General features: G+C 74.6%; 21 protein-coding genes. 15 read left to right on the top strand and 6 right to left on the bottom strand.

Features of this window, described 5'->3' with window-relative positions; all coding sequences use genetic code 11:
* Nucleotides 1–1,680: 1,680 nt before the first annotated feature.
* Nucleotides 1,681–2,754 (bottom strand): redox-regulated ATPase YchF, encoded by a 1,074-nt coding sequence (gene ychF / locus G3T38_RS20045; RefSeq protein WP_163774541.1) that lies wholly within the window; start codon nucleotides 2,752–2,754, stop codon nucleotides 1,681–1,683.
* Nucleotides 2,755–2,841: 87 nt separating this feature from the next.
* Between ychF and G3T38_RS20050 the strand changes: the two genes are divergently transcribed.
* Genes G3T38_RS20050 through G3T38_RS20060 form a run of 3 tightly spaced genes read left to right on the top strand, consistent with a single transcriptional unit; the run spans nucleotide 2,842 to nucleotide 5,801 of the window.
* Complete coding sequence (locus G3T38_RS20050) at nucleotides 2,842–3,357, top strand: PH domain-containing protein (protein ID WP_163774542.1); 516 nt, start codon at nucleotides 2,842–2,844, stop codon at nucleotides 3,355–3,357.
* Nucleotides 3,354–4,973, top strand: coding sequence for a PH domain-containing protein (locus tag G3T38_RS20055; RefSeq protein WP_163774543.1), 1,620 nt, complete (start codon nucleotides 3,354–3,356; stop codon nucleotides 4,971–4,973). The genes G3T38_RS20050 and G3T38_RS20055 overlap by 4 nt, the downstream gene beginning before the upstream one ends.
* A 33-nt stretch (nucleotides 4,974–5,006) precedes the next feature.
* A complete protein-coding gene (locus G3T38_RS20060) occupies nucleotides 5,007–5,801 on the top strand; it encodes an exodeoxyribonuclease III (protein ID WP_163774544.1) in 795 nt (264 codons plus the stop codon).
* A gap of 83 nt (nucleotides 5,802–5,884) precedes the next feature.
* On the opposite strand, the gene G3T38_RS20065 is transcribed toward G3T38_RS20060, so the two are convergent.
* Together G3T38_RS20065 and G3T38_RS21100 are read right to left on the bottom strand one after the other, a co-directional pair.
* Nucleotides 5,885–7,339 (bottom strand): HNH endonuclease signature motif containing protein, encoded by a 1,455-nt coding sequence (locus G3T38_RS20065; protein WP_163774545.1) that lies wholly within the window; start codon nucleotides 7,337–7,339, stop codon nucleotides 5,885–5,887.
* A gap of 53 nt (nucleotides 7,340–7,392) precedes the next feature.
* The gene (locus G3T38_RS21100) at nucleotides 7,393–7,998 is read right to left on the bottom strand and encodes a DUF2510 domain-containing protein (RefSeq protein WP_194247595.1); all 606 of its coding nucleotides are present in this window, start codon (nucleotides 7,996–7,998) and stop codon (nucleotides 7,393–7,395) included.
* A gap of 177 nt (nucleotides 7,999–8,175) precedes the next feature.
* Here G3T38_RS21100 and G3T38_RS20075 point away from each other — a divergent pair, with 177 nt between their 5' ends.
* The 6 genes from G3T38_RS20075 to allB all read left to right on the top strand — a co-directional run bounded on the left by G3T38_RS20075 (nucleotide 8,176) and on the right by allB (nucleotide 14,114).
* Entirely contained in the window at nucleotides 8,176–9,351 is a 1,176-nt protein-coding gene (locus G3T38_RS20075; protein ID WP_163774546.1) for an acetamidase/formamidase family protein, read from the top strand.
* Between the two features lie 7 nt (nucleotides 9,352–9,358).
* On the top strand, nucleotides 9,359–10,876 hold the full coding sequence (locus G3T38_RS20080; protein ID WP_163774547.1) for an AtzH-like domain-containing protein: 1,518 nt from the start codon (nucleotides 9,359–9,361) through the stop codon (nucleotides 10,874–10,876).
* A 120-nt stretch (nucleotides 10,877–10,996) separates the two neighbouring features.
* The gene (gene uraD / locus G3T38_RS20085) at nucleotides 10,997–11,512 is read left to right on the top strand and encodes a 2-oxo-4-hydroxy-4-carboxy-5-ureidoimidazoline decarboxylase (RefSeq protein ID WP_163774549.1); all 516 of its coding nucleotides are present in this window, start codon (nucleotides 10,997–10,999) and stop codon (nucleotides 11,510–11,512) included.
* The gene (gene uraH, locus G3T38_RS20090; RefSeq protein ID WP_163774551.1) at nucleotides 11,509–11,850 is read left to right on the top strand and encodes a hydroxyisourate hydrolase; all 342 of its coding nucleotides are present in this window, start codon (nucleotides 11,509–11,511) and stop codon (nucleotides 11,848–11,850) included. Before uraD ends, uraH begins: the two co-directional genes overlap by 4 nt.
* Before the next feature lies 1 nt (nucleotide 11,851).
* On the top strand, nucleotides 11,852–12,772 hold the full coding sequence (pucL, locus tag G3T38_RS20095; protein ID WP_163774553.1) for a factor-independent urate hydroxylase: 921 nt from the start codon (nucleotides 11,852–11,854) through the stop codon (nucleotides 12,770–12,772).
* 10 nt (nucleotides 12,773–12,782) lie between these two features.
* Complete coding sequence (gene allB, locus G3T38_RS20100; RefSeq protein WP_163774556.1) at nucleotides 12,783–14,114, top strand: allantoinase AllB; 1,332 nt, start codon at nucleotides 12,783–12,785, stop codon at nucleotides 14,112–14,114.
* Here allB and G3T38_RS20105 read toward each other — a convergent pair.
* From G3T38_RS20105 to lhgO, 3 genes are all read right to left on the bottom strand, one after another.
* Nucleotides 14,096–15,046, bottom strand: coding sequence for a TSUP family transporter (locus G3T38_RS20105; protein ID WP_163774558.1), 951 nt, complete (start codon nucleotides 15,044–15,046; stop codon nucleotides 14,096–14,098). The genes allB and G3T38_RS20105 overlap by 19 nt on opposite strands.
* Nucleotides 15,047–15,122: 76 nt before the next feature.
* Complete coding sequence (locus tag G3T38_RS20110; protein WP_163774560.1) at nucleotides 15,123–15,584, bottom strand: thioredoxin domain-containing protein; 462 nt, start codon at nucleotides 15,582–15,584, stop codon at nucleotides 15,123–15,125.
* Nucleotides 15,585–15,759: 175 nt separating this feature from the next.
* The gene (lhgO, locus tag G3T38_RS20115) at nucleotides 15,760–16,950 is read right to left on the bottom strand and encodes an L-2-hydroxyglutarate oxidase (RefSeq protein ID WP_338037783.1); all 1,191 of its coding nucleotides are present in this window, start codon (nucleotides 16,948–16,950) and stop codon (nucleotides 15,760–15,762) included.
* A gap of 142 nt (nucleotides 16,951–17,092) precedes the next feature.
* Here lhgO and G3T38_RS20120 point away from each other — a divergent pair, with 142 nt between their 5' ends.
* From G3T38_RS20120 to G3T38_RS20145, 6 genes are read left to right on the top strand one after another with little or no spacing between them, the layout of a single operon-like run.
* Entirely contained in the window at nucleotides 17,093–18,385 is a 1,293-nt protein-coding gene (locus G3T38_RS20120; protein WP_241729114.1) for a pyridoxal-phosphate-dependent aminotransferase family protein, read from the top strand.
* Nucleotides 18,382–19,656 carry an allantoate amidohydrolase gene (locus G3T38_RS20125; protein ID WP_163774564.1) on the top strand — a complete coding sequence of 425 codons (1,275 nt, stop codon included), beginning with the start codon at nucleotides 18,382–18,384 and terminating at the stop codon, nucleotides 19,654–19,656. The genes G3T38_RS20120 and G3T38_RS20125 overlap by 4 nt, the downstream gene beginning before the upstream one ends.
* Nucleotides 19,653–20,477, top strand: coding sequence for a MurR/RpiR family transcriptional regulator (locus G3T38_RS20130; RefSeq protein WP_174268244.1), 825 nt, complete (start codon nucleotides 19,653–19,655; stop codon nucleotides 20,475–20,477). Before G3T38_RS20125 ends, G3T38_RS20130 begins: the two co-directional genes overlap by 4 nt.
* Nucleotides 20,477–21,337 carry an FAD binding domain-containing protein gene (locus tag G3T38_RS20135; protein WP_163774566.1) on the top strand — a complete coding sequence of 287 codons (861 nt, stop codon included), beginning with the start codon at nucleotides 20,477–20,479 and terminating at the stop codon, nucleotides 21,335–21,337. Before G3T38_RS20130 ends, G3T38_RS20135 begins: the two co-directional genes overlap by 1 nt.
* Nucleotides 21,334–24,012: a molybdopterin-dependent oxidoreductase gene (locus G3T38_RS20140; RefSeq protein WP_338037784.1), complete on the top strand. Its 2,679-nt coding sequence runs from the start codon at nucleotides 21,334–21,336 to the stop codon at nucleotides 24,010–24,012. Before G3T38_RS20135 ends, G3T38_RS20140 begins: the two co-directional genes overlap by 4 nt.
* The gene (locus G3T38_RS20145; protein WP_163774568.1) at nucleotides 24,009–24,479 is read left to right on the top strand and encodes a nucleoside deaminase; all 471 of its coding nucleotides are present in this window, start codon (nucleotides 24,009–24,011) and stop codon (nucleotides 24,477–24,479) included. The genes G3T38_RS20140 and G3T38_RS20145 overlap by 4 nt, the downstream gene beginning before the upstream one ends.
* The last annotated feature ends 44 nt before the right edge of the window (nucleotides 24,480–24,523 follow it).

Genomic DNA, 24,523 nt, shown 5'->3' on the forward strand with positions numbered 1-24,523 from the left:
GCGTGGGACACGAAGGCCTCCTGGTGTGTGAAGCGGTTCCTTAGACAGCTCCACTTCACATCCGGAGGCCTTCACCTTTCAGACAGGCTCACCGACGCTGGTCGGTACAACCTCCCTGGACATCACACCTAGGCCAACCCTCCCAGCACGCGCACCGGCGGCGCGACGGCGTTCCTTCATGCCTGTAGAGGCGCGCAGCGCGCTTGCCTGACTGACGTCGGCGCCTCGAGGCGCGACAGAAAAAATCCGAGGCCACTTTTCCTCCCGAGATCGGTGGCACGGATCCGGCCACCCGTGGGGGTGAATCGGACCTGATCGCTAGAGCGTGGACCAAGTCACGTGCGGCGTCGACGCCCGCGGCTGCAAGCTTGTGGATGACGGCGAGCCCCTGCCCGCGCTCCGCCCCCAGCGATATGGGTCAGCGTCTGCGGGTGTGTCCCCGTGCACCAGAAAGCCGGAGGGCCTCGCGGTGCACCACCTCTCGGTTTCGCCCCGGCCGTCTCGCCCCGCCAGCCGCCGCCGTAGCGGCGGCGGGCGGCGCCCGATCGCGCTGTTCTCGACGTTTCACTTCCGACTGGACTGCGGATGTATATTGCGTACCCTACCAGGGTGGACAAATAAGCGGTCCACTGAACTCGTACGAAAGGGCCGCACGTACCGCCGTGGTCAACAGCAGTGAGCGCGACGAGGGCATGCCACTGGGATTGTCCGACCCACCCATCGCCCTTCCGAACCTGCCCGCCCCAGGAGCCCGCATGTCCCACCCCCGATGGACCCGACGCACCCTCGTTGGCGCAGCCGCGTGGTCCGCCCCCGCCGTCGTCGCCCTCGCCGCCGCACCTGCCGCTGCGGCCTCGGCCGCGCCACGGCTGATCTTGGACCTCGGGGCGACGTACATGGCCCCTGCCGGCAACTTCTACGACGTAGTACTGAGCGGCGCGACTATTACCTCGACCGCGCCCGTGCCCGCGGGAACTCTGAGCCTGATCGTGACCTTTCACAACAGCGCGGGCGAACCGGATGACGGCGAACCCATCTTCATCTCGAGCCGTATGACGGGCTGGAACTCAGCGGCGCCGCCTGGGACCTCTGTGGCGGCAGTTACCTACGTCTACGGTGGTTATCTCCACGGAGTGCTGGCACTACCCCGCGTAGCAGCCTTCGGCACGGGCTACGTCGCCTCGCACCGCTGGGGGCGCGGCACCTTCACCGTCACGGTCTCGAGCGCAGGCTTCGCGGCATCCTCGGCCACTGTGACCACCCCCCAGACCCAGTCACGACGACGCTCTACTGGCGCACCGCCAGCTGAGCGGCGCCCGTCGGACTAAACGGTCGGCACGCAGCCTGAACCGCGACCGCCCAGCTGCCATGCACTCACGCAGCGACATAGGCGCAAGACGCTTCAGGACGTTTGCCGGGCGAGGTACCTGGCTCCTGCCCGTCTGGTCGGTCCGCTCCCACGCTGAGAAGACTGCCGGAGCCGCCGAGCGTGGTTGGCGTCAAGCATTACTGCCGCCGACTCGCCCCGGGCGCCGACGACGGTCGGGACGGACCTCGGGAATCTCGTTGAGCTGGACAGTGCCGGACCGCCGCTGCCTCGGCCCTTGCGCAGCAGGTCCTCGCGACAAATGTGGGCGAGATGTGGGCGAAGCGGCCCTGAAAGCCTGCTGACCTGGGCGTTCACACGTTGAAGCGGAACTCCACCACGTCGCCGTCGGCCATGACGTACTCCTTGCCCTCCATGCGCACGCGACCCGCTTCCTTGGCCTTCGCCATCGACCCCGCGGCGACCAGGTCGTCGAAGGACACGATCTCGGCCTTGATGAAGCCCTTCTGGAAGTCGGTGTGGATGACACCGGCCGCCTCGGGCGCGGTGGCGCCCTTGGGGATCGTCCAGGCGCGCGTCTCCTTGGGCCCGGCGGTGAGGTAGGTCTGCAGGCCGAGGGTGTCGAACCCGACGCGGGCGAGCACCTCGAGGCCGGGCTCGGTGACGCCGGCCTCGGCGAGGAACTCGGCGGCCTCCTCCTCGTCGAGCTCGATGAGCTCCGACTCGAACTTGGCGTCGAGGAAGATCGCCTCGGCCGGGGCGACGATCTCGCGCATCTTCGTCTTGAGGTCCTCGTCGGCGAGCTCGTCCGCGTCGCAGTTGAAGACGTAGAGGAACGGCTTGGCCGTCAGCAGGGACATCTCCCGGAGGAGGCTGCGGTCGATGTCGGTCGCGATGATCGGCGCACCGGACTCGAGCGCCTCCTTCGCGGCCTTGGCGGCCTCGAGGTTCGCGACGAGGTCCTTGACCTTCCGCGACTCCTTCTCGAGCCGGACGACCGCGCGGTCGACGGTCTCGAGGTCGGCGAGGATCAGCTCGGTCTGGATGGTGGAGATGTCGTTGGCGGGGTTGACCTCACCGTCGACGTGGGTGACGTCCTCGTCGCGGAAGACGCGGGTCACCTGGCAGATCGCGGAGGACTCGCGGATGTGGGCGAGGAACTTGTTGCCCAGGCCCTCGCCCTCGCTGGCGCCGCGCACGATGCCGGCGATGTCGACGAACTCGACGGTCGCCGGGAGGATCTTCTGGCTGCCGAAGATCTCGGCGAGCGTGGCGAGCCGCTCGTCGGGGACGCCCACGACGCCGACGTTGGGCTCGATCGTCGCGAACGGGTAGTTCGCCGCGAGCACGTCGTTCTTGGTCAGCGCGTTGAAGAGCGTCGACTTGCCTGCGTTGGGGAGTCCGACGATGCCGATGGTGAGAGCCACGGGGCGGCAGTCTACGGCGCGGCGCGCCCTGCTCCGTCACCGGCGAGCACCCCGCCCTCCTTCCTCCCGACGTGGGAGGCTCGGGGCATGACGTCAGGGGAGACCGTCCAGCCCGTGCCGGTCGCGTTGCGCGAGCCGGCCCACCAGGTGTCACCGCGGGCGGTGACCTACTGGCGCGTCGGTGCCGGCATCACCGCGTCCGTCGTGACGGTCCCGCTCGTCGTGGTCGCGCTGGTGTGGCCGGACCGACCCTGGTGGTACCTCGTCCCCGCCGCCCTCGTCGTGCTCCTGCTCCTCGGGTGGACGGCGATCATGCCGTCGTTCCGCTACCGCGTGCACCGGTGGGAGCTCACCGACGACGCCGTCCACACCCGCAGCGGCTGGCTGAGCATCGACGAGCGCATCGCGCCCCTCTCCCGCGTGCAGACCGTCGACTCCTCGCAAGGCCCGCTGCAGCGCGCCTTCGGCCTGCGCTCCCTCACCGTGACGACGGCGTCCGCCGCCGGGCCGATCACCATCGCCTGCCTCGACGTCGGCACGGCCCAGCACCTCGTCGCCGACCTCACCGCCATCACCGGCGCGAGCCAGGACGACGCGACGTGAGCGACCCCTACGGCTACGGCGCCCCCGGTTCTGCCCCGCCACCGCCCCCGTGGCCGCCCGCGCCCCCGCCCCCGCCGGCCGAGGAGTGGCAGCGGCTCGACCGGCGCCTGCTCGTCATCAGTCCGCTCCAGGTGCTGCGCGGCTTCGCCGTCCCCATCATCTTCAGCCTCATCGGGATCGGCACGCAGGCGGGCGTCTGGACGCTCCTCCTCGTCCCCGTCTCGCTCGTCGCCGCCGGGTTCTTCGGGGCACTCCCCTGGCTCACCACGTCGTACCGCCGCACCCCCACCCAGCTCGAGCTCCGCACCGGCTGGCTCAACCGCAAGCGGCTCACCGCGCCGCTCGACCGCGTCCGCAGCGTGGACCTGACCGCCTCGCTCATCCACCGCGTGCTCGGCGTGACGAAGGTCGAGATCGGCACCGGCGTCGACGACGAGCGCATCACCCTCGAGGCCGTCGACGTCGCCGAGGCCCGTCGCCTCCAGCAGGAGCTGCTCGACCGGGCACGACCGGGTACGGCGGGGGTCGGACCCGACGTCGTACCCGCGGCGCCCGCGGCGGGAGGCCCGGCACCGGCCGAGGCCGGCCAGGCCGAGGAGCAGCTGGCAGCGCTGTCGTGGTCGTGGCTGCGGTTCGCCCCCCTCAACGTCGCCCAGATGGCGATCGTGCTCGGCGCGTGCGCCGGTGCCTCGCAGTTCGTCGACGACCTGCCGTTCGCGGACGTCGACCACGCCCAGTCGGCGTACGCCTGGGTGACGAGCCAGGTGCTCGTCCTCGTCGTGCTCGTCGCCCTCGGCGTCGCGGCGGTGCTGTGGCTCGTTATCGCGGTGGTCGGCTACGTGCTCACGTGGTCGGGCTTCCGGCTCGTGCGGCTCCGCCCCGCGGGACGGCCCGAGGAGACGTCGATCCAGCTGCGCGCCGGCCTCCTCACGACCCGCTCCACCACCGTCGAGGAGCGGCGGGTCCGCGGCGTACGGCTCACCGAGCAGGCCCTCATGCGGGTGGCCGGTGGAGGCGAGCTGGCGACGCTCGCGACCGGGGTCGAGGAGGGCACGACCACCGTCGTGCCCCCCTGTCCCTCCCCCGTCGCCGTCAGCGTCGGCCACGAGGTGCTCGGCGCCCGGGAGACCGCACCGCTGCAGGTCCCGCTCGCGCGGCACGGGGGTGCCGCGCGCCGGCGTGCCCACGTGCGGTGGCAGCGCCTGCCGCTGCTCCTCGTGCTCGTCGCGGTGGGCCTGACCCTCGGCTTCGAGGGCCCGTGGTGGCCGCCGGTGCTGGTCGCCGTGCTCCTCGGTGCGTTCGGCGTCGTCGGCGCCGAGCAGTCCTACCGCCACCTCGGCCACGCTCTGACCCACCGGCCCGACGGAACGCCGTGGCACGTGGTGATGGGGTCGGGCGGGTACGACCGCGTGCGCACCGTCCTCGAGACCGACGGCGTCATCGGGTGGGTCGTGCGCCAGTCGTTCTTCCAGCGACGCCTCGGCCTCGCGACCCTCGTCGCGACGACGGCCGCCGGTCCCGAGTCGGTCGAGCTCCGCGACGTGCCGCTCCCCGAGGCCCTGCGCCTCGCCGACGCCGCGACGCCCGGGCTGCTGACGCCGTTCCGGGCGCGCTGACGGGCGCTGAGGCGGCGCTATAGCCTCGGGCGGGTGCGCATCGCGACCTGGAACGTCAACTCCCTCCGCTCCCGCATCGACCGCGTCGAGGCGTTCCTCGAGCGCCACGACGTCGACGTCCTCGCCCTCCAGGAGACGAAGGCGAAGGTCGAGCAGCTGCCGCTGATGGGGCTGCAGGCGCGGGGGTACGACGTCGCTGCCGCCGGCATCAGCCAGTGGAACGGCGTCGCGATCATCAGCCGGGTCGGCATCGAGGACGTGTCCGTCGGCTTCGACGCCATGCCGGAGTTCGGCGAGCCGCCCGTCGCCGAGGCGCGCGCGATCGGCGCGGTCTGCGGGGGCGTGCGCGTGTGGTCCCTCTACGTGCCCAACGGACGCAAGATCGGCGACCCGCACTACGTCTACAAGCTCGACTGGCTCGCCCGGCTCCGCGCCGCCGCGACCGCGTGGGTCGGCGAACCCACCGCGCTGGTCGGCGACTGGAACATCGCCCCGCTCGACACCGATGTCTTCGACATCAAGCAGTTCGCCACCTCGACCCACGTCACCCCGCCCGAGCGGGCGGCGTTCGAGGGGTTCGTGGAGGACGGGTACGTCGACGTGGTGCGCCCGCACGTGCCCGAGCCCGAGGCGGGCTACACCTACTGGGACTACTACCGGCAGCGCTACGAGCGGAACCGCGGCATGCGGATCGACCACGTGCTGGCCAGTCCGTCGTTGGCGTCCCGGGTGACGGGCGCGTTCATCGACCGCGAGGAGCGCGGCGGCGCCGACGGGCACGGCAAGGGCGCATCCGACCACGCGCCGGTGGTGGTGGAGGTCGCGTAGGGCCGGTGCCTCGGCGGACGATCTGACGCACCGGGTGGGTCGAATCCTCCGCGTCCGTGGGCCCGTCTGCAGGCGATGCCGGGTCACTCGCGGCGGATGAACCGCAGCTTGCCCGTGCCGAGGCGCTCGACGAGGTAGAGCGGGTCGTGGACCTGCCGGTGGTGCTGGTCGCAGAGTAGGCACCCGTCCTCGACGTTGGTGGCGCCACCCCGGGCCCACGCGGTGAGGTGGTGCGCCTGCGTCTGGTGCGGCGGTCGGTCACAGCCCTCGGCGACGCAGCCGCCATCCCTGATCGCCATCGCGGTGCGCATCGCCCTGGTGTGGAAGCGAGCCGTGCGGCCGAGGTCGAGCACCTCGCTCTTGGCGCCCAGCACCGCCGGGATGATCCGCGCCCCGCATGCCAACCGCCGCGCCTCACCGGCACTGATCGCGCCGCCCGTGTCGAGCGACGCCGTCGCCAACCCGCCGAGCAACGACTCCAGCGTCATCGTCACCAGGACGGTCGCCCCTGTCCCGCCCGCGGCGGGCAGGTCCTTCTGGTCGAGCATCTCGAGCAGCTGTTGGAACGCCAGCCCGTACCGCTCCGGTGTCGGACGCTCCCTGCGGAACCGCTGCTCGGGATCGTCCGAGCTGTTGAGGTGCTGCGGCGCCGCGTAGGCGTCGAGCGCCTTGCGCAGCATCGCCCCGTGGAGCTCGGGCAACGTGAACCGTCCGTGCACACGACCACGGCCGTCCGAGACCATCGTCAGACGCGATGCAGCGCGGGCCTCCCGCTCCTCCTTCTCCAGCACGGCGGCCTCGTGCGCCTCGCCCACCTCGGGCGCGATGACGGTGAGGATCTTCTTCCCGATCGCTCGCAGGGCGCGGGCGTCGTGATCGGCCGCGAACCCGACCAGCGTCTCCTCCGCCTCGAGCCGCAGCTCGACCGGCAGGTCCCCGGGCAGCTCGTCGAGCGCCGACACGATGACATCGGCCTGCTCCACGTTCACCGCCCCGGCCGCGCACCCCGTCGCCAGGTGCGTGCCGCACCTGCCCGTGATCGCGTCCCCCACCCGCGCGAACCGGTACGCATCGCGCCGGGTCAACGCCGTCGCGTTCGCCCACCACACCGCCGCCGTCGAGGCACCGTTCTCCCGGTGGACCTCCAGCTCCTCGGCCCGTGCCAGCAGCACCGCCGCCAGCGCCGAGGCCCGCGCCACCAGACGCTGCACCGCCACCAGCCCCGCGCCGGCGTCCGCGGCGCTCATCCAGTCCAGGCCGTCGAACGTCAGTGCCCCCGAGGCCCCGCCGATCGCCGCCACCACGGGATGGTCGACGTCACCACCGACATCCACCGGGACACCGGGCGCCGCCCACCCCGCGGGCTCCACGGCGGCCGGGGGCGGCACCTCGTCGTGCCGGCCCGGAGGGACGAACACGGTGGAGTAGGAGTTGTCCGCCTCCGCCGGCCACTCTCCCGTCGCGAACGCGTGCTCCAACCAGTCCGGCACCGGCGGCTCCCCGCCGCCGGCGTCACCAGATGAGCTGACCCCCGTCATGCCCACCACTCAACACGGCCCCACCGACAGTTCCGGCGGGCCCGTCCCCAGGGTCAGCCGAACATCTCCCCGCAGGTCTCGTCGGCGTACTCCTCGAACGCCTGGGCCTCCGGGGAGTCGTCCCCGTCGTCGGTGTCGAGCTCGTCGAGCTCCTCGATCTCCTCCGTGGTCATGCCGTCGACCCGCTCGAGCGCGGTGACCAGCTCCTCGAACCCGGCCCGGGCGTCCGCCGGGATGTCCTCCGGCGTCCCCGTCTCGGTGAGCACCTCGACGGCGCGGCCCGTCTCCCACGGAGCGTCCGACTCCTGGAGGGCGAAGACGAAGAGCACGCCGTACATCTCCTCCACCGCGTCGCAGAACTCCTCCGTCGTCGCGTCGTCCGGCGCGTCCGAGGCGTCGTCACCACCCAGCGTCAGCACCAGCGTCACCACGAGCGCGACGACGAGCACCACCGCGACGCCGATGACCGGGCCGACGACCTTCCAGGCGATGCCCCCGCCCGGACCGCCCGGACCAGTCGGACCAGCGGCCGGCCGCACGTGCCCCGTCCACGACGTCCCGTCCCACCAGCGCTCCTGGCCGGGCTCCGCGGCGTACCACCCGGCAGGCGTCCCGCCCTGCTGACCGCCCGGCTCTCCCGGGCCCTGCTTCTCGTCCATTCCGTCCCCCGATCGGTCGCGAGGGTCCACGCTCCCACGGACCGGCGACACGTACGCACAACTCCCATCTCGACGCCCCCGCCGCGGCATACATGACAACTCGACGCCCCCGCCGCGGCATACATGACAACTCGACGCGCAACCCCGCCGAAACACAGGTTTCCTACGCTCCGCGGCATGGCCTCCCGGTACCGCTTCCCCGACGCACCCCTCGACGCGGGGGTGGGGCCGGTGCGGGCGGCGACGTACCTCCCCTCCACGCCCGACCACCTCCTCTGGGGACGGCTCCCCTGCCGCACCGACGCCCCCGTCCTCCGTGTCGATCCCGGCGCCGAGGTCACGGTCGACACCCTCAGCCACGAGGGCGTGCTCGAGGACCAGGGGCGCGACCCGCGGGCGTTCTTCGCGTCGTACGGGGTCGACGGCGAGCAGGTGCTCACGGACGCAGTCGCCCTCGCGGCGAGCGACCGCGCGCACACGCCGGGCCCGGACGGACCCCACGTCGTCACCGGGCCGATCGCGGTCACCGGCGCCGAGCCGGGCGACCTCCTCGCCGTGACCATCGTCGAGACGCTCCCCCGCGTGCCCTACGGCGTCGTCTCCAACCGGCACGCCCGCGGCGCGCTGCCCGGCGAGTACCCCCTCGACGGCCTGCCCCTCGTCTCCGCCTTCGCCGCGCTCGCCGAGCACCCGGACCCCGCGACGGGACGGATCGCGTCGTACGGGGAGATCCCGCTGACGCGGGCCGGGTACGACGCTCCTTCGGCCCCGCGGGCCCGGTTCCCCCTCGCGCCGTTCCTCGGCATCGTCGGGGTCGCCGTGGACGACGACGTCCGGCCCCACTCGGTGCCGCCCGGGGCCCACGGCGGCAACCTCGACATCAACCTCCTGACGGAGGGCGCGACGCTCTACCTCCCGGTGCAGGTCGCCGACGCGCTGGTCTACGTCGGCGATCCCCACTTCGCGCAGGGCGACGGCGAGGTGGCGCTCACCGCGATGGAGGCCAGCCTGCGGGCCACGGTGCGGCTCGACGTCGTGCCGCGCGCGGAGGCCGTCGCCCGGTTCGGCGACCTCGTCGGCCCGCTGGCCGAGACCCGCGAGCACCTCGTGCCGACCGGCCTCGACGAGGACCTCGACGTCGCCGTGCAGAACTGCGTGCGCGCCGCGATCGGGCTCCTCGGGGCGCGCTACGGTATGGAGCCGGCGCAGGCGTACGCCTACCTGTCGGCCGCGACCGACTTCGACATCTCCCAGGTGGTCGACGTCGTCAAGGGCGTGCACGCGCGGATCCGCACCGCCGACTTCGCGCACCTCGGCGAAGGTGCCGCGCGGGACGGGCGCGGCACGCGATGATGCGCCCATGACCGACGGCACGCCCGACCCGCTGCCCGACGGCCTGATGGACGCCTTCTGGGACTACGAGGCCGCCCTGATGTCCGACGACCTCGCCGCCCTGGACCGCCTCTTCGCGCCCGGCCCGGCGACGCTCCGCACGGACGCAGCGGGCACGCTCGTGGGCCACGACCAGATCAGCGCGTTCCGGGGCGGGCGGGGTGGCGCCCCGCGCCGTACGGTCGTCGACATCCAGGTGCAGGTCGTCGACGACGGCAACGCCCTCGTCGTCGCCACCACGGAGCTCGCCCGCGGCGGGCGCGGCGCCCAGACCCAGCTGTGGCAACGGCAGCGCGACGGCTGGGTGGTCACGGCGGCGCACGTCTCCGTCAGCCCGCCCGCGATCGACACCCGCGTGTGGCGGGTCGTCGGCGACCCGCTGGTGACGGGCGCGGAGGACGGTCCGCTCGCCCGCGAGACGATCGCCGTGAAGGACCTCTTCGCGGTCGCGGGGCAGAAGGTCGGCGCCGGCAGCCCGGCCTACCTCGCCGCCGCCCCCGTCGAGACCCGCACCGCCCGCGCCGTGCAGAAGCTCCTCGACGCCGGCGCGGACGTCACCGGCATCGCCCGCACCGACGAGTTCGCGTGGAGCCTGTTCGGCGACAACGCCCACTACGGCACGCCCCCCAACCCGCACGCGCCCCGCCGGCTGTCCGGCGGCTCGACGTCGGGCTCCGCGACGGCCACGAGCCTCGGCCACACGAGCATCGCGCTGGGCACCGACACCGGCGGGTCCATCCGCGTGCCCGCGTCGTGGCAGGGCCTGTGGGGCATCCGCACCTCCCGCAACGCGGTCGCCCGCGACGGCCTCCTCGCCCTCGCCCCGACCTTCGACACCGTCGGCTGGGCCACCCGCGACCCGGACCTCCTCGCCCGCGTCGGCGACGTGCTCCTGCCCCCCGCGCCGCCGCCCGCGACCAGCGACGTCGTGCTCGCCACCGACCTCCTCGCCCTGGCGGCGCCGGACGTGCGGGCCGCGATCGAGGAGTTCGCGCGCGGCTGGGGCAACGTCGTGCGGGAGCCGTTCGACGCCCACGACCTCGACGCGTGGCGCACGACCTTCACCCTCGTGCAGTCGGCAGAGGCCTGGAAGCAGCACGCCACCTGGGTGGCCTCGCGGCTGCACACCCTGACGCCCGCCGTCCGCGGCCGCTTCGAGGCCGCCGCCCGGCTCGACCCGGCCGAGGTGAACGCCGCAGCGCACAGCCTCACCCGCCTTCGCCTCGAGATCCGGCACCGGGTCGCGGACCGCATCGTGCTCCTCCCGACGACCCCCACGGTCGCGCCCCTGCCCGGCGGCGCCGACCAGTCGCTGCGCGAGACGATGCTCGGTCTCACCTCCATCGCGGGGATCGGCGGACTGCCCGCCGTCACCGTCCCGCTGCGCACCGCGGAGGGCCTGCCCTGCGGCGTCTGCCTGGTCGCCGCCCCCGGTCGCGACCGCGACCTGCTCGCGCTCGCGCGCACGATCCCCCGGCCTGCCTGAGAGGCCCGACCGCCCGACCGCCCGACCCGTCGAAACGGTCGTTACAGCCGCGAAACGCGGCGACCGGTCCGTGAAACACGGGCTCCCTACTGTCGCGCTCAGCCGACAGGAGGAGCACAGGTGCGGATCGACGAGCTCAACGCGCTCGACGCGGCGACGGCGCGCGCGACGCTGGCCCCGGCGGCCGACGTCGGCTGGTGGCTGGACGCGCTGGTCGCCGGTCGGCCCTACCCCGACGCACCGGCGCTGCTCGCGCTGGCCGCCACCGAGGCGGCGCGCTGGACCGACGCCGACGTGGAGGGCGCCCTCACGCACCACCCGCGGATCGGCGAGCGCCCGACCGGCGACGGCCCCGAGGCCGCGCTGAGCCGCCGGGAGCAGGGCGCCATCCGGGTCGGCAGCTCCGACGCAGCCGACCTCGAGCCGGCGATCGCGGCCGGGAACGCGGCGTACGAGGACCGCTTCGGTCGCGTCTTCCTCATCCGCGCGGCCGGCCGCAGCCGGTCCGAGATCCTCGCCGAGCTCGACCGGCGCCTCACGAACGACCCCGACGCCGAGCGCGTCGAGGTGCACGACCAGCTGGCGCAGATCGCGCTGCTGCGCCTGGAGGGCCTGCTCGAGGGGAGCACCACGTGACCACCTGTTCGACCCATGTCCTCGACGCCGCCCGCGGCGTACCGGCCGCCGGGCTGGAGGTCACCCTCGCCACCCCCGCCGGCACGACGCTGGCCACCGCCACCACCGACGCCGACGGCCGCATCCGGTGGGACGGCCCGCTCGCCGCGGCCGGAGGTACGGCGCAGCTGGACCCCGCGACGTACGTCGTGTCGTTCGCGACGGGCGACTGGTACGCCGCCGCGGGCCGCGACACCTTCTTCCCGCACGTCGACCTGACGGTCGCGCTGAGCGGCGCCCACGTGCACGTCGCGCTGCTGCTCAGCCCCTACGCCTACACCACCTACCAGGGGAGCTGACATGGCCGACGGCGACATCGTGCTCGGGGCGAACCAGTACGGGAAGGCCGAGTGCCGCCTCGTCCGGATCGACCGCGACACCCCGGTGCACCGCATCACCGACCTCACCGTGACCGCCCAGCTGCGGGGCGACTTCACCGCCTGCCACACCGACGGCGACAACAGCCAGGTCGTGGCGACCGACACCCAGAAGAACACGCTCTACGCGTTCGCCCGCGAGCACGGCATCGCCACGCCGGAGACCTTCCTCATGACGTTCGGCAGCCACTTCGTGGAGGAGTTCACGTGGGTCACCGGTGGACGCTGGGAGGCCCAGGCCCACGCCTGGGACCGCATCGTCACCGGCGACGGCGAGCACGACCACTCCTTCGTGCGCCGCGGTGACGAGGTGCGCACCACCGTGGTGCAGAAGGACGGCGACGCGACCTGGGTCGTCTCCGGGCTGAGCGGCTGCACGGTGCTGAAGTCGACGGGCTCGGAGTTCTCGGGCTTCCCCCGCGACCGCTACACGACCCTCGCCGAGACCGACGACCGCATCATGGCGACGTCGGTGACGGCGTGGTGGCGCTACGCCCCCGAGACGCAGGCCGAGCTCGAGGAGCTCGACTTCGACCGCCTGTACGACGCGGTGCGCGCCGTCCTGCTCGCCACGTTCGCCGAGGTGCACTCCCTCGCCCTGCAGCAGACGCTCTTCGCGATGGGACGGCGCGTGCTGGAGGACCACCCGGAGATCGCCGAGATCCGGCTGTCGTGCCCCAACAAGCACCACTTCCTCGTCGACCTCGCCCCGTTCGGGCTCGACAACCCCGGCGAGGTCTTCTTCGCCGCCGACCGGCCCTACGGGCTGATCCAGGCGACCATCACCCGCGAGGGGCAGCCCGAGGTCCCCCAGGCGTGGGCCACCGTGCCCGCGTTCGCCTGAGGCCGGCGCGGTGCGCGTCGACGCCGTGCGCGGCCGTCGGGTCCTCGTGGGCGACACGTTCCGGCCCGCCACCGTCGTGGTCCGGGACGGCCGGGTGGCGGCCGTCGAGGACCTCGACCACGACGTGGCCGGGGAGGTCCTCGAGGCTCCGGACGCGGCGTACGTCGTTCCCGGCGTCGTCGACACCCACGTCCACGTCAACGAGCCGGGGCGCACGGAGTGGGAGGGGTTCGCGTCCGCGACGCGGGCCGCGGCGCTGGGCGGGGTGACGACGCTCGTCGACATGCCGCTCAACGCGATCCCGCCGACCACGACGGTCGCGCACCTGCGCCTCAAGCAGGCCGCGGCCCGCGGCCAGCTGGCGGTCGACGTCGGGTTCTGGGGCGGCGCCGTGCCGGGCAACCTCGCGGACCTCGCGCCGCTCTGGGACGCCGGGGTGCTGGGCTTCAAGTGCTTCCTGTCGCCCAGCGGCGTCGACGAGTTCCCCCCGCTCGACGCCACGGAGCTCCGGGCGGCGCTGCGCGAGGTCGCCCGCTTCGACGGACTGATGATCGTGCACGCCGAGGACCCGGCCGTGCTGGCGGCAGCGCCCCAGCGGCCGGGCGGGTCCTACGGCGACTTCGTGCGCTCGCGGCCCCACGAGGCGGAGACCGCCGCCATCCGGCTGGTGCTCGACGGCGCCCGCGAGACGGGCGCGCGGGTGCACGTGCTGCACCTGTCCAGCGCCCGCGCGGTCCCGATGATCGCCGACGCCCGTGCCGAGGGGCTGCCGGTCACGGTGGAGACCTGCCCGCACTACCTGGTGTTCGCGGCCGAGGACGTCCCGCACGCGGCGCCGCAGTTCAAGTGCTGCCCGCCGATCCGCGACGCCGGCAACCGCGACGACCTGTGGGCCGCGCTCGAGGCGGGGATCATCGACTGCGTCGTCTCCGACCACTCCCCCGCGACCGCCGAGGAGAAGGGCCGCGGCGACGGCGACCTCCAGCAGGCCTGGGGCGGGATCGCGGGCCTGCAGGTCGGGTTCGCCGCCATGGCCACCGAGGCACGGCGCCGCGGGATCCCCCTGGAGTCCGTGGCGCGGTGGATGACGCGGAACACGGCCGACCTCGTCGGCTTCGGGCACAAGGGCCGGATCGCGGTGGGGGCGGATGCCGACCTCGCCGTCTACGACCCCGGTGTCGACCTCACGGTCGACGCGACGGCGCTGGCGCACCGCAACCCGATCTCGGCGTACGACGGGGTGCGGCTCCGCGGCGCCGTGACGCACGCGGTCGTGCGCGGCGACCTGGTCGACCGCGCCCGTCCCGACCCTGCCTGGGGGCGTCAGCTCGAGCGGGAGTGATCCGGCTCGGGCTCGTCGTGGCGCCACGCGGTGCGTTGCTCGTCGAAGGCCGGGAGCCCGGCGCGCTGCCGCACCCAGCCCCAGGCCAGCGGCCCGAGGAGCAGGAGGGCCGCGCCGATCATGCCGACGGCCTCGGGCGGCACGCCGAGCAGCTTGAGGCCGGTGAGCGACAGCACGATGACGATGCCGCGGCGGATCACCGACTGCGACACCCACGCCGCCATCCGGGCGCCGAGGAACGTGCCCGGCGTGCCACCGAGCACGAGCGGGACGAGGATCGCCCAGTCGACCCCCGCGACGACGACGTGGCCGATCGCGGCGGCCATCACCAGCGGTACCGCCTGGACGAGGTCGGTGCCGACGAGCCGCACCGCCGTCAGCGTCGGGTAGAGCAGCAGCAGCGCCACCATGATCACCGACCCCGAGCCGACGGAGGTGATGCCGACGAGGAGACCGCCGAACGCCCCCACCAGCACCGTCGGCAGCGGCCGCAGGCGGACCGTCTCGTCCGGCGCCTCGTTGCCGTCGCGCACCAGCCGGAGCTGCAGGAAGACCCGCAGCGTGTAGGTCACCGCGGTCAGCAGCAGCGCGGCACCGATGGCCGTCGCGACGAGCTCCTCGGCGTCGGCGCCGCCGATGCGGTGCACGATGAACCCGCCCGCCAGCGCGAACGGCACCGAGCTCACCACCAGCAGGCCGGCCAGCCGCATGTTGGGGGCGCCGTGGCGCCAGTGCACCGCCGCTCCGACCGACTTGTTGACCGCCGCGGCGACGAGGTCGTTCGCGACGGCCGCCGTCGGCGGGATGCCCAGGAAGATCAGCGCCGGCGTCATCAGGGCGCCGCCGCCCATCCCGGTCAGGCCGACCACGATGCCCACGCCGAAGCTGACGACCAGGACGGCGAGCGCGGAGAGCGTGAGGAGGTCGGCCACGAGCGGGAACTCTACGGAGCCGATCGACCAACCGGACTCGATCGTCTCGATGTGGACACCTCGGGCGGTGCCCGGTTCAGACCGCGGCGTCGAGACCCGCGAGCACCTGCTGCTTCGTCGGCGCCCCGGCCGCCCGCGTGACCTCGCGGCCGGCGGCGTCGAGCACGAGCGTCGTCGGGGTGCGCAGGATCCCCAGCGTGCGGGTCAGCTCCAGGTGGTGCTCCGCGTCGACCTCGACGTGCGCGACGCCCGGAACGACCTCCGCCACCTCGCCGAGCACGCGCCGCGTGGCCCGGCAGGGGGCGCAGAAGGCCGACGAGAACTGCAGCAGCGTCGCGCGCTCCCCCGGCGTCTCGACGAGACCCGCCGCGACGACGGCGTCCCAGGCGGTGGGCTCGCCCGGCTCGGCGCTGCTCGCGGCGGGGGCGGTCGCCCGCGGCGTACGGCGCGCGCCGAAGCGCCCGTCGACACGAGCGCGCCAGGCGCCGACGCCCAGGGCGAGCACGACGGCGACGACGAGGATCACGGCTCCGGTCACGGAGGGGACAACGGTGCTCGGGGCGCGGATGTTCCGGGTGGCGTCGACCGGGGCGCGCAATGGGACGTTGGTGCCGCGCCGAGCGCGTCCGGGGCGCACCAACCGCACCGGGCCGGGCCGTTCCGGGCCGTTCCGGGCCGGGCCGGGCCGGGCCGGGCCGGGCCGGGCCGGGCCCCTAGAGCCCCACCCGGTCCGCCAGCTCCCGCGCCAGCGCGAAGGCCGACGTGGCCGCGGGCGACGGCGCGTTGCGCAGGTGGCTCACGACGCCGCCGGTCGTGGAGATGACGAAGTCGTCCACGAGGCGTCCGTCGCGGCCCACGGCCTGGGCCCGGACGCCGGCGTGCGTCGCGCCCGAGAGGTCGGCCGCCGTCAGCGAGGGGACGTAGCGTGCCGCCGCCGCCACGAACGCCCGCGGGCTGACGGCCATCCGCACCTCGGTGATGCCCGTGCGCCAGAACCGCCGCCCCACGCGCCACGTGCCAGGCCAGGCGAGCGCTGCCGCCGTCGGCACGAGCATCGCCGTCGGGCCGAGGCTGGTCTCGCCGCCGATGTGCCGCGTCACGTGCACGCCGAGGAACGGCAGGGTCGGGTCCGGCACTGGGTAGACCATCCCCCGCACCACCGGCGGCTCGTCCGCGGGGCGCGGTCGCAGCACGAGGTAGGCACCCCGGAAGGGCACGATCCGCGGGTCAGCCGGGGCGCCCGAGCGGCGCGCGAGCCGGTCCGCCCGCAACCCGGCACACACGACGACGCGGGCGGCGCCCACGTGCGTCGTACCCCCGTCGTCGTCCGCCAGGTCCACCACCGCACCGTCGCCGCCCGGTCCGGGGGCGATGCCGGTGACCTCGGTGCCGAGCCGCACCTCGGCGCCCTCGGCCGCGATCTCCGCGGCGATCGCCCGGGCCACGGCGCCGTAGTCGACGATGCCCGTGCCGGGCGCGTGCAGCGCCGCGACCCCGGTGGCGAGCGGCTCGACCTCGCGGATGCCGGCGGCGTCGACGCGGCGCAGGCCCGGCACCCGGTTGGCCCGTCCGCGGCGCTCCAGCTCGTCGAGCCGGCCGAGCTCGTGCTCGCCGAGCGCCACGACGAGCTTGCCGCAGCGCTCGTGGGGCAGGTCGTGCTGCTCGCAGTAGGCGTACATCTCGCGGGCGCCCTCGACGCACAGCCGCGCCTTCAGCGACCCCGGCTCGTAGTAGATCCCGCCGTGCACCACGCCCGAGTTGTGGCCGGTCTGGTGCGCGGCGACCTCGGTCTCCTTCTCGACGACCAGCACCCGCGCCCCGGGGCGCCGCCGCAGCGCCTCGCGCGCCACCGCGAGGCCGACGATGCCCGCGCCGACGACCACGACGTCGTACCTGTTCGCCACGCGCCGATCATGCACCGCCCGGGCGACCGGCATCCACCGGACCGCCCGCACTCACGCCGTCCGGCGGCCGAACGGCTGGCCCGAAACACACTGCCCCACCACCGAAACACACACGAAACGGCCGTTTCTTAGCGTCAGCCCCATGACGCCGTCGTCCGGTCCCCCCGCCCTCCCCGCGCAGGTCAACCCACCGCCGCGCCTGCTCATGGGACCGGGCCCGATCGACGCCGACCCGCGCGTGCTGCGGGCGATGGCGGCGCCGCTGGTGGGCCAGTACGACCCCGTCATGACGGGCTACATGACCGAGGTCATGGGCCTCTACCGCGGCGTGTTCCGCACGACCAACGAGCACACGCTGCTCGTCGACGGCACGTCCCGGGCGGGCATCGAGGCGGCCCTCGTCAGCCTCCTCGAGCCAGGTGACCGGGTGCTCGTGCCGGTCTTCGGCCGCTTCGGCCACCTGCTCGTCGAGATCGCGGAGCGCTGCGGCGCCGAGGTCCACACCGTGGAGCGCCCGTGGGGCGAGGTCTTCGAGCCCGAGGAGCTGGAGGTGGCGGTCCGCGCCGTACGCCCCAAGGTCGTCGCCGTCGTCCAGGGCGACACGTCGACGACGATGTGCCAGCCGCTCGCCGACCTCGGCGAGATCTGCCGGCGCCACGACGCGCTCCTCTACTGCGACGCCACCGCCTCCCTCGGCGGGAACGCGTTCGAGACCGACGCGTGGGGCGTCGACGTCGCCAGCGCCGGGCTGCAGAAGTGCCTCGGCGGCCCCTCCGGCAGCGCCCCGATCACGATCGGCGAGCGCGCGGTCGCGGTCATCGACGGCCGCCGGCACGTCGAGGCGGGCATCCGCGAGGAGTCCGACGTCGCACGCGAGCGCGGGGTGCGGATCGCGTCGAACTACCTCGACCTCGCCCAGGTCATGGACTACTGGGGACCGCGCCGCCTCAACCACCACACCGAGGCGACGAGCATGTTGTACGCGGCCCGCGAGTGCGCCCGCATCCTCCTGTCCGAGGGGGTCGACGCCGCGGTCGAGCGCCACCGCGTCCACGGCGCCGCGATGCTGGCGGGCGTCCGCGGGCTCGGGCTCGCCGTCTTCGGCGACGTCGCCCACAAGATGCACAACGTCGTGGCCGTCCACGTGCCCGACGGCGTCGTCGCCGACGACGTCCGGGGGGCGATGCTCACCGACTTCGGGATCGAGATCGGCACCTCGTTCGGGCCGTTGCACGGCAAGGTCTGGCGCATCGGCACCATGGGCCACAACGCCCGCCGGGACGCCGTGCTCCTCACGCTGGCCGCGCTCGAGCAGGTGCTCCGCGCGGCCGGCGCCCCGGTCGTCGCGGGCGGCGGGGTCGGCGCGGCGCTGGAGTCCTACGCCGACACGCCCCCAGGACCGACCCCCGACACCACCCCGGGCGCCGCCGCGTGAGCGCGGAGGAGGTGCTGGCGCGCTGCAGCGAGCTCGACCTGTTCTCCGCCTCGACCACGGGGCTCGAGCGCACCCACCTGACCCCCGAGCACGCGCTGGCCAACCGTCGTGTGGCGGCCTGGCTCGCCGAGGCCGGGATGCACACCTGGCAGGACGCCGCGGGCAACCAGTGCGGCCGCATCGAGGGCCGCACCCCGGGGCTGCCCGCCCTGGTGCTCGGCTCCCACGTCGACACGGTGCCCGACGCGGGCAGCTACGACGGCATGCTCGGCGTCGTCATGGCGATCGACGTGGCGCGCAGCCTCGCCGCGGAGGTCGCGACCTGGCCGTGCGCGCTCGAGGTCGTGGCGTTCTCCGACGAGGAGGGCACCCGGTTCGGCACGGCCCTGCTGGGCAGCAAGGCCTTCTCGGGCCAGTGGGACGACACGTTCTGGGACCTCCGCGACCGCGAGGGCGTCACGCTCCACCAGGCCTACCTCGACTTCGGCCTCGACCCGCGCCGCCACCACGAGGCGGCCCGGGACCCGGGGTCGCTGGTCGGCTACCTCGAGGCCCACATCGAGCAGGGCCCCTACCTCGAGGCCGCGGACGCCTCGCTCGGCTACGTCACGACGATCGCCGGCGCCCGCCGCTTCCGCCTCACCGTGCACGGGGAGGCCCGGCACGCGGGCGGCACGCCGTACGAGCGCCGCAAGGACGCCCTCGTCGGCGCCAGCCTCGCCATCACCGCGATCGAGCGCATCGCCCGCGAGCGCGGCGTGATCGCGACCGTCGGCCGCATCGAGGCGAGCCCCGGTGCGGTGAACGTCATCGCCGGCCGGGCCGACCTCAGCCTCGACCTCCGCGCCCCCCTGGACAGCGCCCGCGACGCGGCCTGGGACGTGATGGCGGCCGACATCGCCGCCACCTGCACCGCCCGCGGCCTGCGCTTCGAGGCGATCGAGACCCACGCGGCGCCCGCCGCGCCCTGTGCCGGCTGGCTGCAGCAGGCGGTGCGCGACGGCATCGCCCGCACCGGCGACCCCGACCCCATGGCGCTGTGGAGCCGGGCCGGGCACGACGCCATGGCCGTCGCCCGCGTCACCGACATCGGGATGCTCTTCCTCCGCTGCTTCGACGGGATCAGCCACCACCCCGGCGAGGACGTCCGCGAGGTCGACGTCGCCGCCGGGCTCGTCGCCCTGGAGGAGGCGGTGCGTTCCGCCGTCCGCGCGTACGACGCGGGAGCGACCACCGCCGTGCCCTCGCCCGCCGTCGGGCTGGGGGTGTGAGCACCGTGCGCATCGACGAGCGGATCGCGACCCACCGCGGCGCGCTGTCCCCGCAGGAGCGGCGGGCGGCCGACACCCTGCTGGAGCACCTCGACGACCTGGCGACCTACCGGGCGGCCGAGCTCGCCGACCTCGCCGGGGTCTCCAAGGCGACGATGAGCCGGCTGTTCCGCAGCCTCGGCTACAGCGACTTCGACGAGGTGCGCGAGCACCTCCGCGCGATCCGCTCCATCGGCGAGCCGCGCGCCACCGACGGCCCCGCGAGCCTGCCGGTCCACGCGCGGGCGGAGGCCGCGGCGATCGCCGCGGCGCTGTCCCGGCCGGCGATCGCCGACGCCGTCGCCGCCCTCGCCGACGCCGCGCACGTCCACGTCGTCGGCTGGCGCAACAGCCACGTCGTCGCCCTGCACCTGCGCCAGCAGCTCGTGCAGGCCCGGCCCCACGTCCGGCTGGCACCGGCCCCGGGCCAGGTGGTCGGCGAGGAGCTCGCCGACATCGAGCCCGGCGACGTCGTCGTGGTCGTCGGCTTCCGACGCCGCCCGGCCGGGTTCGGGGCGTTCCTCGCCGAGGTCGCGCGCACCGGCGCCCGGGTCGTCCTCGTCGGCGACCCCAGCGCGGCGGAGCACCTCGGCCGCATCGGCGCTGCCGGCATCTGGGTCGAGTGTCCCGTGGGGACCGACCTCGCGTTCGACTCCTACGCCGCGGCGATGAGCCTCGTCGCCGTGCTCGCCGACGGGGTCCTCGCCCGCCGCGGCGCCGCCGGTCGCGAGCGCGTCACCAGCATCTCCGCGACCTACCAGCGCCTGGCGGAGGTGGAGTGATGGACCTCGCCGAGCTCCGCGGCGTGCGGGTCCCCCGCACCCTCGACGAGGCGTGGCTGCAGCCCGGGGAGGCGTGGCTCGCCGGCGGGTCGTGGCTCTACTCGACCCCGCAGCCCCACCTGCGCGGCCTCGTCGACCTCGCCGGCCTGGGCTGGTCGGCCGTGGCGCCGGTCCCGGCGGCCGACGGTCCCGGCCTGACGATCGGCGCGACCTGCACCGTCGCCGGCCTCCTGGCCGCGACCGCCCCGTGGGCCGCGGAACCCGGCCGCGCGAGCGCGGCCTCCCTGGTGCGCCGGTGCGCCGACGCGTTCCTCATGTCGTTCAAGGTGCAGGAGGTCGCGACCATCGGCGGCAACATCTGCCTCGGCCTGCCGGCGGGCGCGATGACGTCGCTGGCCGTCGCCCTCGACGCGCGGGCGACGCTGCTGGCGGCCGACGGCGGCTCCCGCGTCGTACCCGTCGCCGACCTCGTCACCGGCCCCGGCCGCACCGACCGGCGTCCCGAGGAGCTGCTCCGCGGGCTCGAGGTGGACGCGGCGGCGCTGACCGCGACGTACGCCGTCCGCACCCTCTCCCTCACCCCCGTCGGCCGCTCGGCCGCCGTCGTCGTCGGTCGCCGCGACGCGCCGTCCGGTGCCTGCGCCCTCAGCGTGACCGCCGCGACCGACCGACCCGTCGTGCTGCGCTTCGCGGGCCTGCCCGGCAGCGAGGAGCTCGCGGCGGCGGTGGCGGGCATCGCCGACGAGCGGTGGTACGCCGACCCCCACGGCGCCCCCGACTGGCGCGCCCACGTCACCGGCGTGCTCGCCCGCGAGGTGCTCGACGAGCTCCACGCCGGAGTCCGGGAGGCCGCCGCGTGATCGAGGTCAACGGCGCTCCCGTCGACGCGTCGACCGCGCACCCGGGCCAGTGCCTGCGCACGTTCCTGCGCGACACCGGGCACCTCGACGTGCGCAAGGGCTGCGACGCCGGCGACTGCGGGGCGTGCAGCGTGCTCGTCGACGGCACCCCGCTGCACTCCTGCCTCGTGCCGGTGCACCGCGCCGACGGTCGCTCCGTCACGACCGCCGCCGGTCTCGGCACGCCCGAGGAGCCGCACCCCGTGCAGCAGCGCTTCGCCGCGGCGGCCGGGTTCCAGTGCGGGTTCTGCACGGCGGGGTACGTCGTGACCGCGGCCGCGCTCGCCGGCCCGGACGGGACGGTGGTCGAGGACGGCGATGCCCTGGCCCGGAGGTTCAAGGGCAACCTGTGCCGCTGCACGGGCTACCGCTCGATCCGCGACGCCCTGGCGGGCCGGACCAACGTCTCCGGGGCCTGCAGCGCCGTCGGCTCCTCGCTGCCGGCCCCGGCGGCGCCCCGCGTCGTGACCGGCCGCGAGCCCTTCACGCTCGACCTGCCCGGCACCGACGTGCTCCACGTCGCGCTCGTGCAGAGCACCGCGCCGCACGCACGGATCACCATCGACACGCGCGCGGCCGAGGCGGTGCCCGGGGTGCGCTTCGTGCTGACGCACCGCGACGTACCGGCCACCCTCTTCTCCACCGGCCGCCACCAGAGCCGGCTCGACGACCCCGACGACACCCGCGTCCTCGACGACGTCGTGCGCTTCGTGGGCCAGCGCGTGGCCGCCGTCGTGGCCGAGACGCCGCAGGCGGCGGAGGAGGCGGCGCGGCTCGTCGTCGTGGCGTACGACGCGCTCCCCGCCGTCCACGACCCCGAGGCCGCCCGCGCGCCCGGCGCCCCGCTGCTGCACGGCGACAAGGACCCGGTCGCGTGCCGGATCAGCGACCCGGCCCGCAACGTGGTCGCCCAGACGCACGGCGAGGTCGGTGACGTGGCGGCGGGGCTCGCCGATGCCGCCCACCGGGTGCGCGGCACCTGGCAGACCGCCCGCGTCAGCCACGCGGCCCTCGAGACCCACGGGGCGCGGGCGTGGGTCGAGCCCGATGGCACCCTCGTCGTCCGCACGTCGACCCAGGTGCCGTTCCTCGTGCGCGACGAGCTCGCCCGGCTCCTCGACCGCGACCCCGCGACCGTCCGGGTCGTCGCCGCGCGGGTGGGCGGCGGCTTCGGCGGCAAGCAGGAGCTGCTCGTCGAGGACCTCGCGGCCGTCGCGGCGCTGCGCACGGCCGCCGAGGGCGACCCCCGGCCGGTGCAGCTCGAGCTCACCCGGCCCGAGCAGTTCACGATGGTGCCGTGCCGGCACCCGATGCGCGTCACGGTCGAGCTCGGCGCCGACGCCGACGGGGTGCTGACGGCGATGGCGGTCGACGTGCTCTCCGACACCGGCGCCTACGGCAACCACGGTCCCGGCGTGCTGTTCCACGGCTGCCACGAGTCGGTCGCGCTCTACCGCTGCGCCAACAAGCGGGTGGACGCCGAGGCGGTCTACACCAACAACCTGCCCTCGGGCGCCTTCCGCGGCTACGGGCTCGGCCAGGTCGTGCTCGGCATCGAGTCCGCCCTCGACGAGCTCGCCCGCGAGGTCGGGATCAGCCCGTTCGAGGTCCGGCGGCGCAACGCCGTCGTGCCCGGCGACGCGTTCGTCGTCAACGGCCCGCCCGACACCGACCTCGAGCACACGGGCGACGGGTTCGCGCAGTGCCTCGACCTCGTCGAGGGGCACCTGGCGGAGACCGCGCCCGTCGACGCCGACCGGGTCCCGGTCCGGCCCGACGGCACGCCGTGGCTCGTCGGGGAGGGCGTGGCCGCCGCGATGATCGCGACCATCCCGCCGCGCGGTCACCACAGCAACGCCACCCTCACCCTCACCCCCGACGGGGTCGTCACGCTCGACGTGGGCACGGCCGAGTTCGGCAACGGCACCGCGACGGTCCACACGCAGCTGGTGGCCTCCGCCCTCGGCGTACCGGCCCACCAGGTGCGCCTGCGCACCGCCGACACCGCGACCGCCGGCTTCGACACCGGGGCCTACGGGTCGACCGGGTCGGTCGTGGCCGGTACGGCGGTGGCGCGGGCCGCGACGTCCCTCCGGGCCCTGCTGGACGCGGCCGGCGGCGACCCCGCCCGGCTGGACCGGCCGCTCGTCGCCCACGGCTCGTGCGACGGCTCGCCGCGCTCCGTCGCCTTCAACGTGCACGGCTTCCGCGTCGCGGTCGACCCGCGCACCGGCGAGGTCCGCGTGCTGACCTCGGTGCAGGGCGTCGACGCGGCCGTCGTGCTCAATCCCGAGCAGCTCCGCGGCCAGGTCGAGGGCGGTGTCGCCCAGGGCCTGGGCAGTGCGCTGCAGGAGGAGGTCGTGCTCGTCGACGGCGTCCCCACGACGGCGGCGTTCCGCGACTACCGGGTGCCGAACATGGCCGACGTGCCGCCCACGACGGTGCTGTTCGCCGCGACCGTCGACCCGCTCGGCCCGGCCGGCGCGAAGTCGATGAGCGAGGCGCCCTACAACCCCGTCGCCCCCGCCCTCGCCAACGCCGTGCGCGACGCGCTCGGCGTGCGGCCCCACGAGATCCCGATGAGCCGCGACCGCGTGTGGCGGCTGGCCCGAACGTCCCCCCGAGGAGAGCAATGAGCACCGAGTCCACCTGGTTGGCCCGCGCCGTCGAGCTGGCGGTCGCCAACGTGCAGGAGGGCGGCGGACCGTTCGGCGCCGTCGTCGTGCGCGACGGGCAGCTGGTCTCCACCGGACAGAACCGGGTGACCCCCACCCTCGACCCGACCGCCCACGCGGAGGTCCAGGCCATCCGCGCGGCCTGCCGCGAGCTCGGCACGTTCACCCTGGCCGGCTGCGTGCTCTACAGCTCGTGCGAGCCCTGCCCGATGTGCGCCGCCGCCTCCCTGTGGGCGCGCGTCGACCGCGTCGTGTACGCCGCCGACCGCGACGACGCCGCCCGCGGAGGCTTCGACGACCGGGCGTTCTACGACCTCATGGCGACGCCGCGGTCGGACTGGACGACGCCCGTCGTGCAGGTGCGCCCGACCGACGCGACCGCGCCGTTCGACGCGTGGCTCGCGAAGGGCGACCGCGCGGCGTACTGAGGGTCGGCCGCGGCTCTCGCCCCGGAGGGGAGAGTGCGGCGCGG

Source organism: Nocardioides zeae, from assembly GCF_010686755.1.
Lineage (GTDB): Bacteria > Actinomycetota > Actinomycetes > Propionibacteriales > Nocardioidaceae > Nocardioides > Nocardioides zeae.

Bases quoted from the DNA above. Each gene is read 5' to 3' on its own strand.
- G3T38_RS20050 (WP_163774542.1), top strand. From the start codon at position 2,842: ATGACGTCAGGGGAGACCGTCCAGCCCGTGCCGGTCGCGTTGCGCGAG.
- G3T38_RS20065 (WP_163774545.1), bottom strand. From the start codon at position 7,339: ATGACGGGGGTCAGCTCATCTGGTGACGCCGGCGGCGGGGAGCCGCCG.
- G3T38_RS21100 (WP_194247595.1), bottom strand. From the start codon at position 7,998: ATGGACGAGAAGCAGGGCCCGGGAGAGCCGGGCGGTCAGCAGGGCGGG.
- G3T38_RS20075 (WP_163774546.1), top strand. From the start codon at position 8,176: ATGGCCTCCCGGTACCGCTTCCCCGACGCACCCCTCGACGCGGGGGTG.
- G3T38_RS20080 (WP_163774547.1), top strand. From the start codon at position 9,359: ATGACCGACGGCACGCCCGACCCGCTGCCCGACGGCCTGATGGACGCC.
- pucL (WP_163774553.1), top strand. From the start codon at position 11,852: ATGGCCGACGGCGACATCGTGCTCGGGGCGAACCAGTACGGGAAGGCC.
- G3T38_RS20120 (WP_241729114.1), top strand. From the start codon at position 17,093: ATGACGCCGTCGTCCGGTCCCCCCGCCCTCCCCGCGCAGGTCAACCCA.
- G3T38_RS20135 (WP_163774566.1), top strand. From the start codon at position 20,477: ATGGACCTCGCCGAGCTCCGCGGCGTGCGGGTCCCCCGCACCCTCGAC.
- G3T38_RS20145 (WP_163774568.1), top strand. From the start codon at position 24,009: ATGAGCACCGAGTCCACCTGGTTGGCCCGCGCCGTCGAGCTGGCGGTC.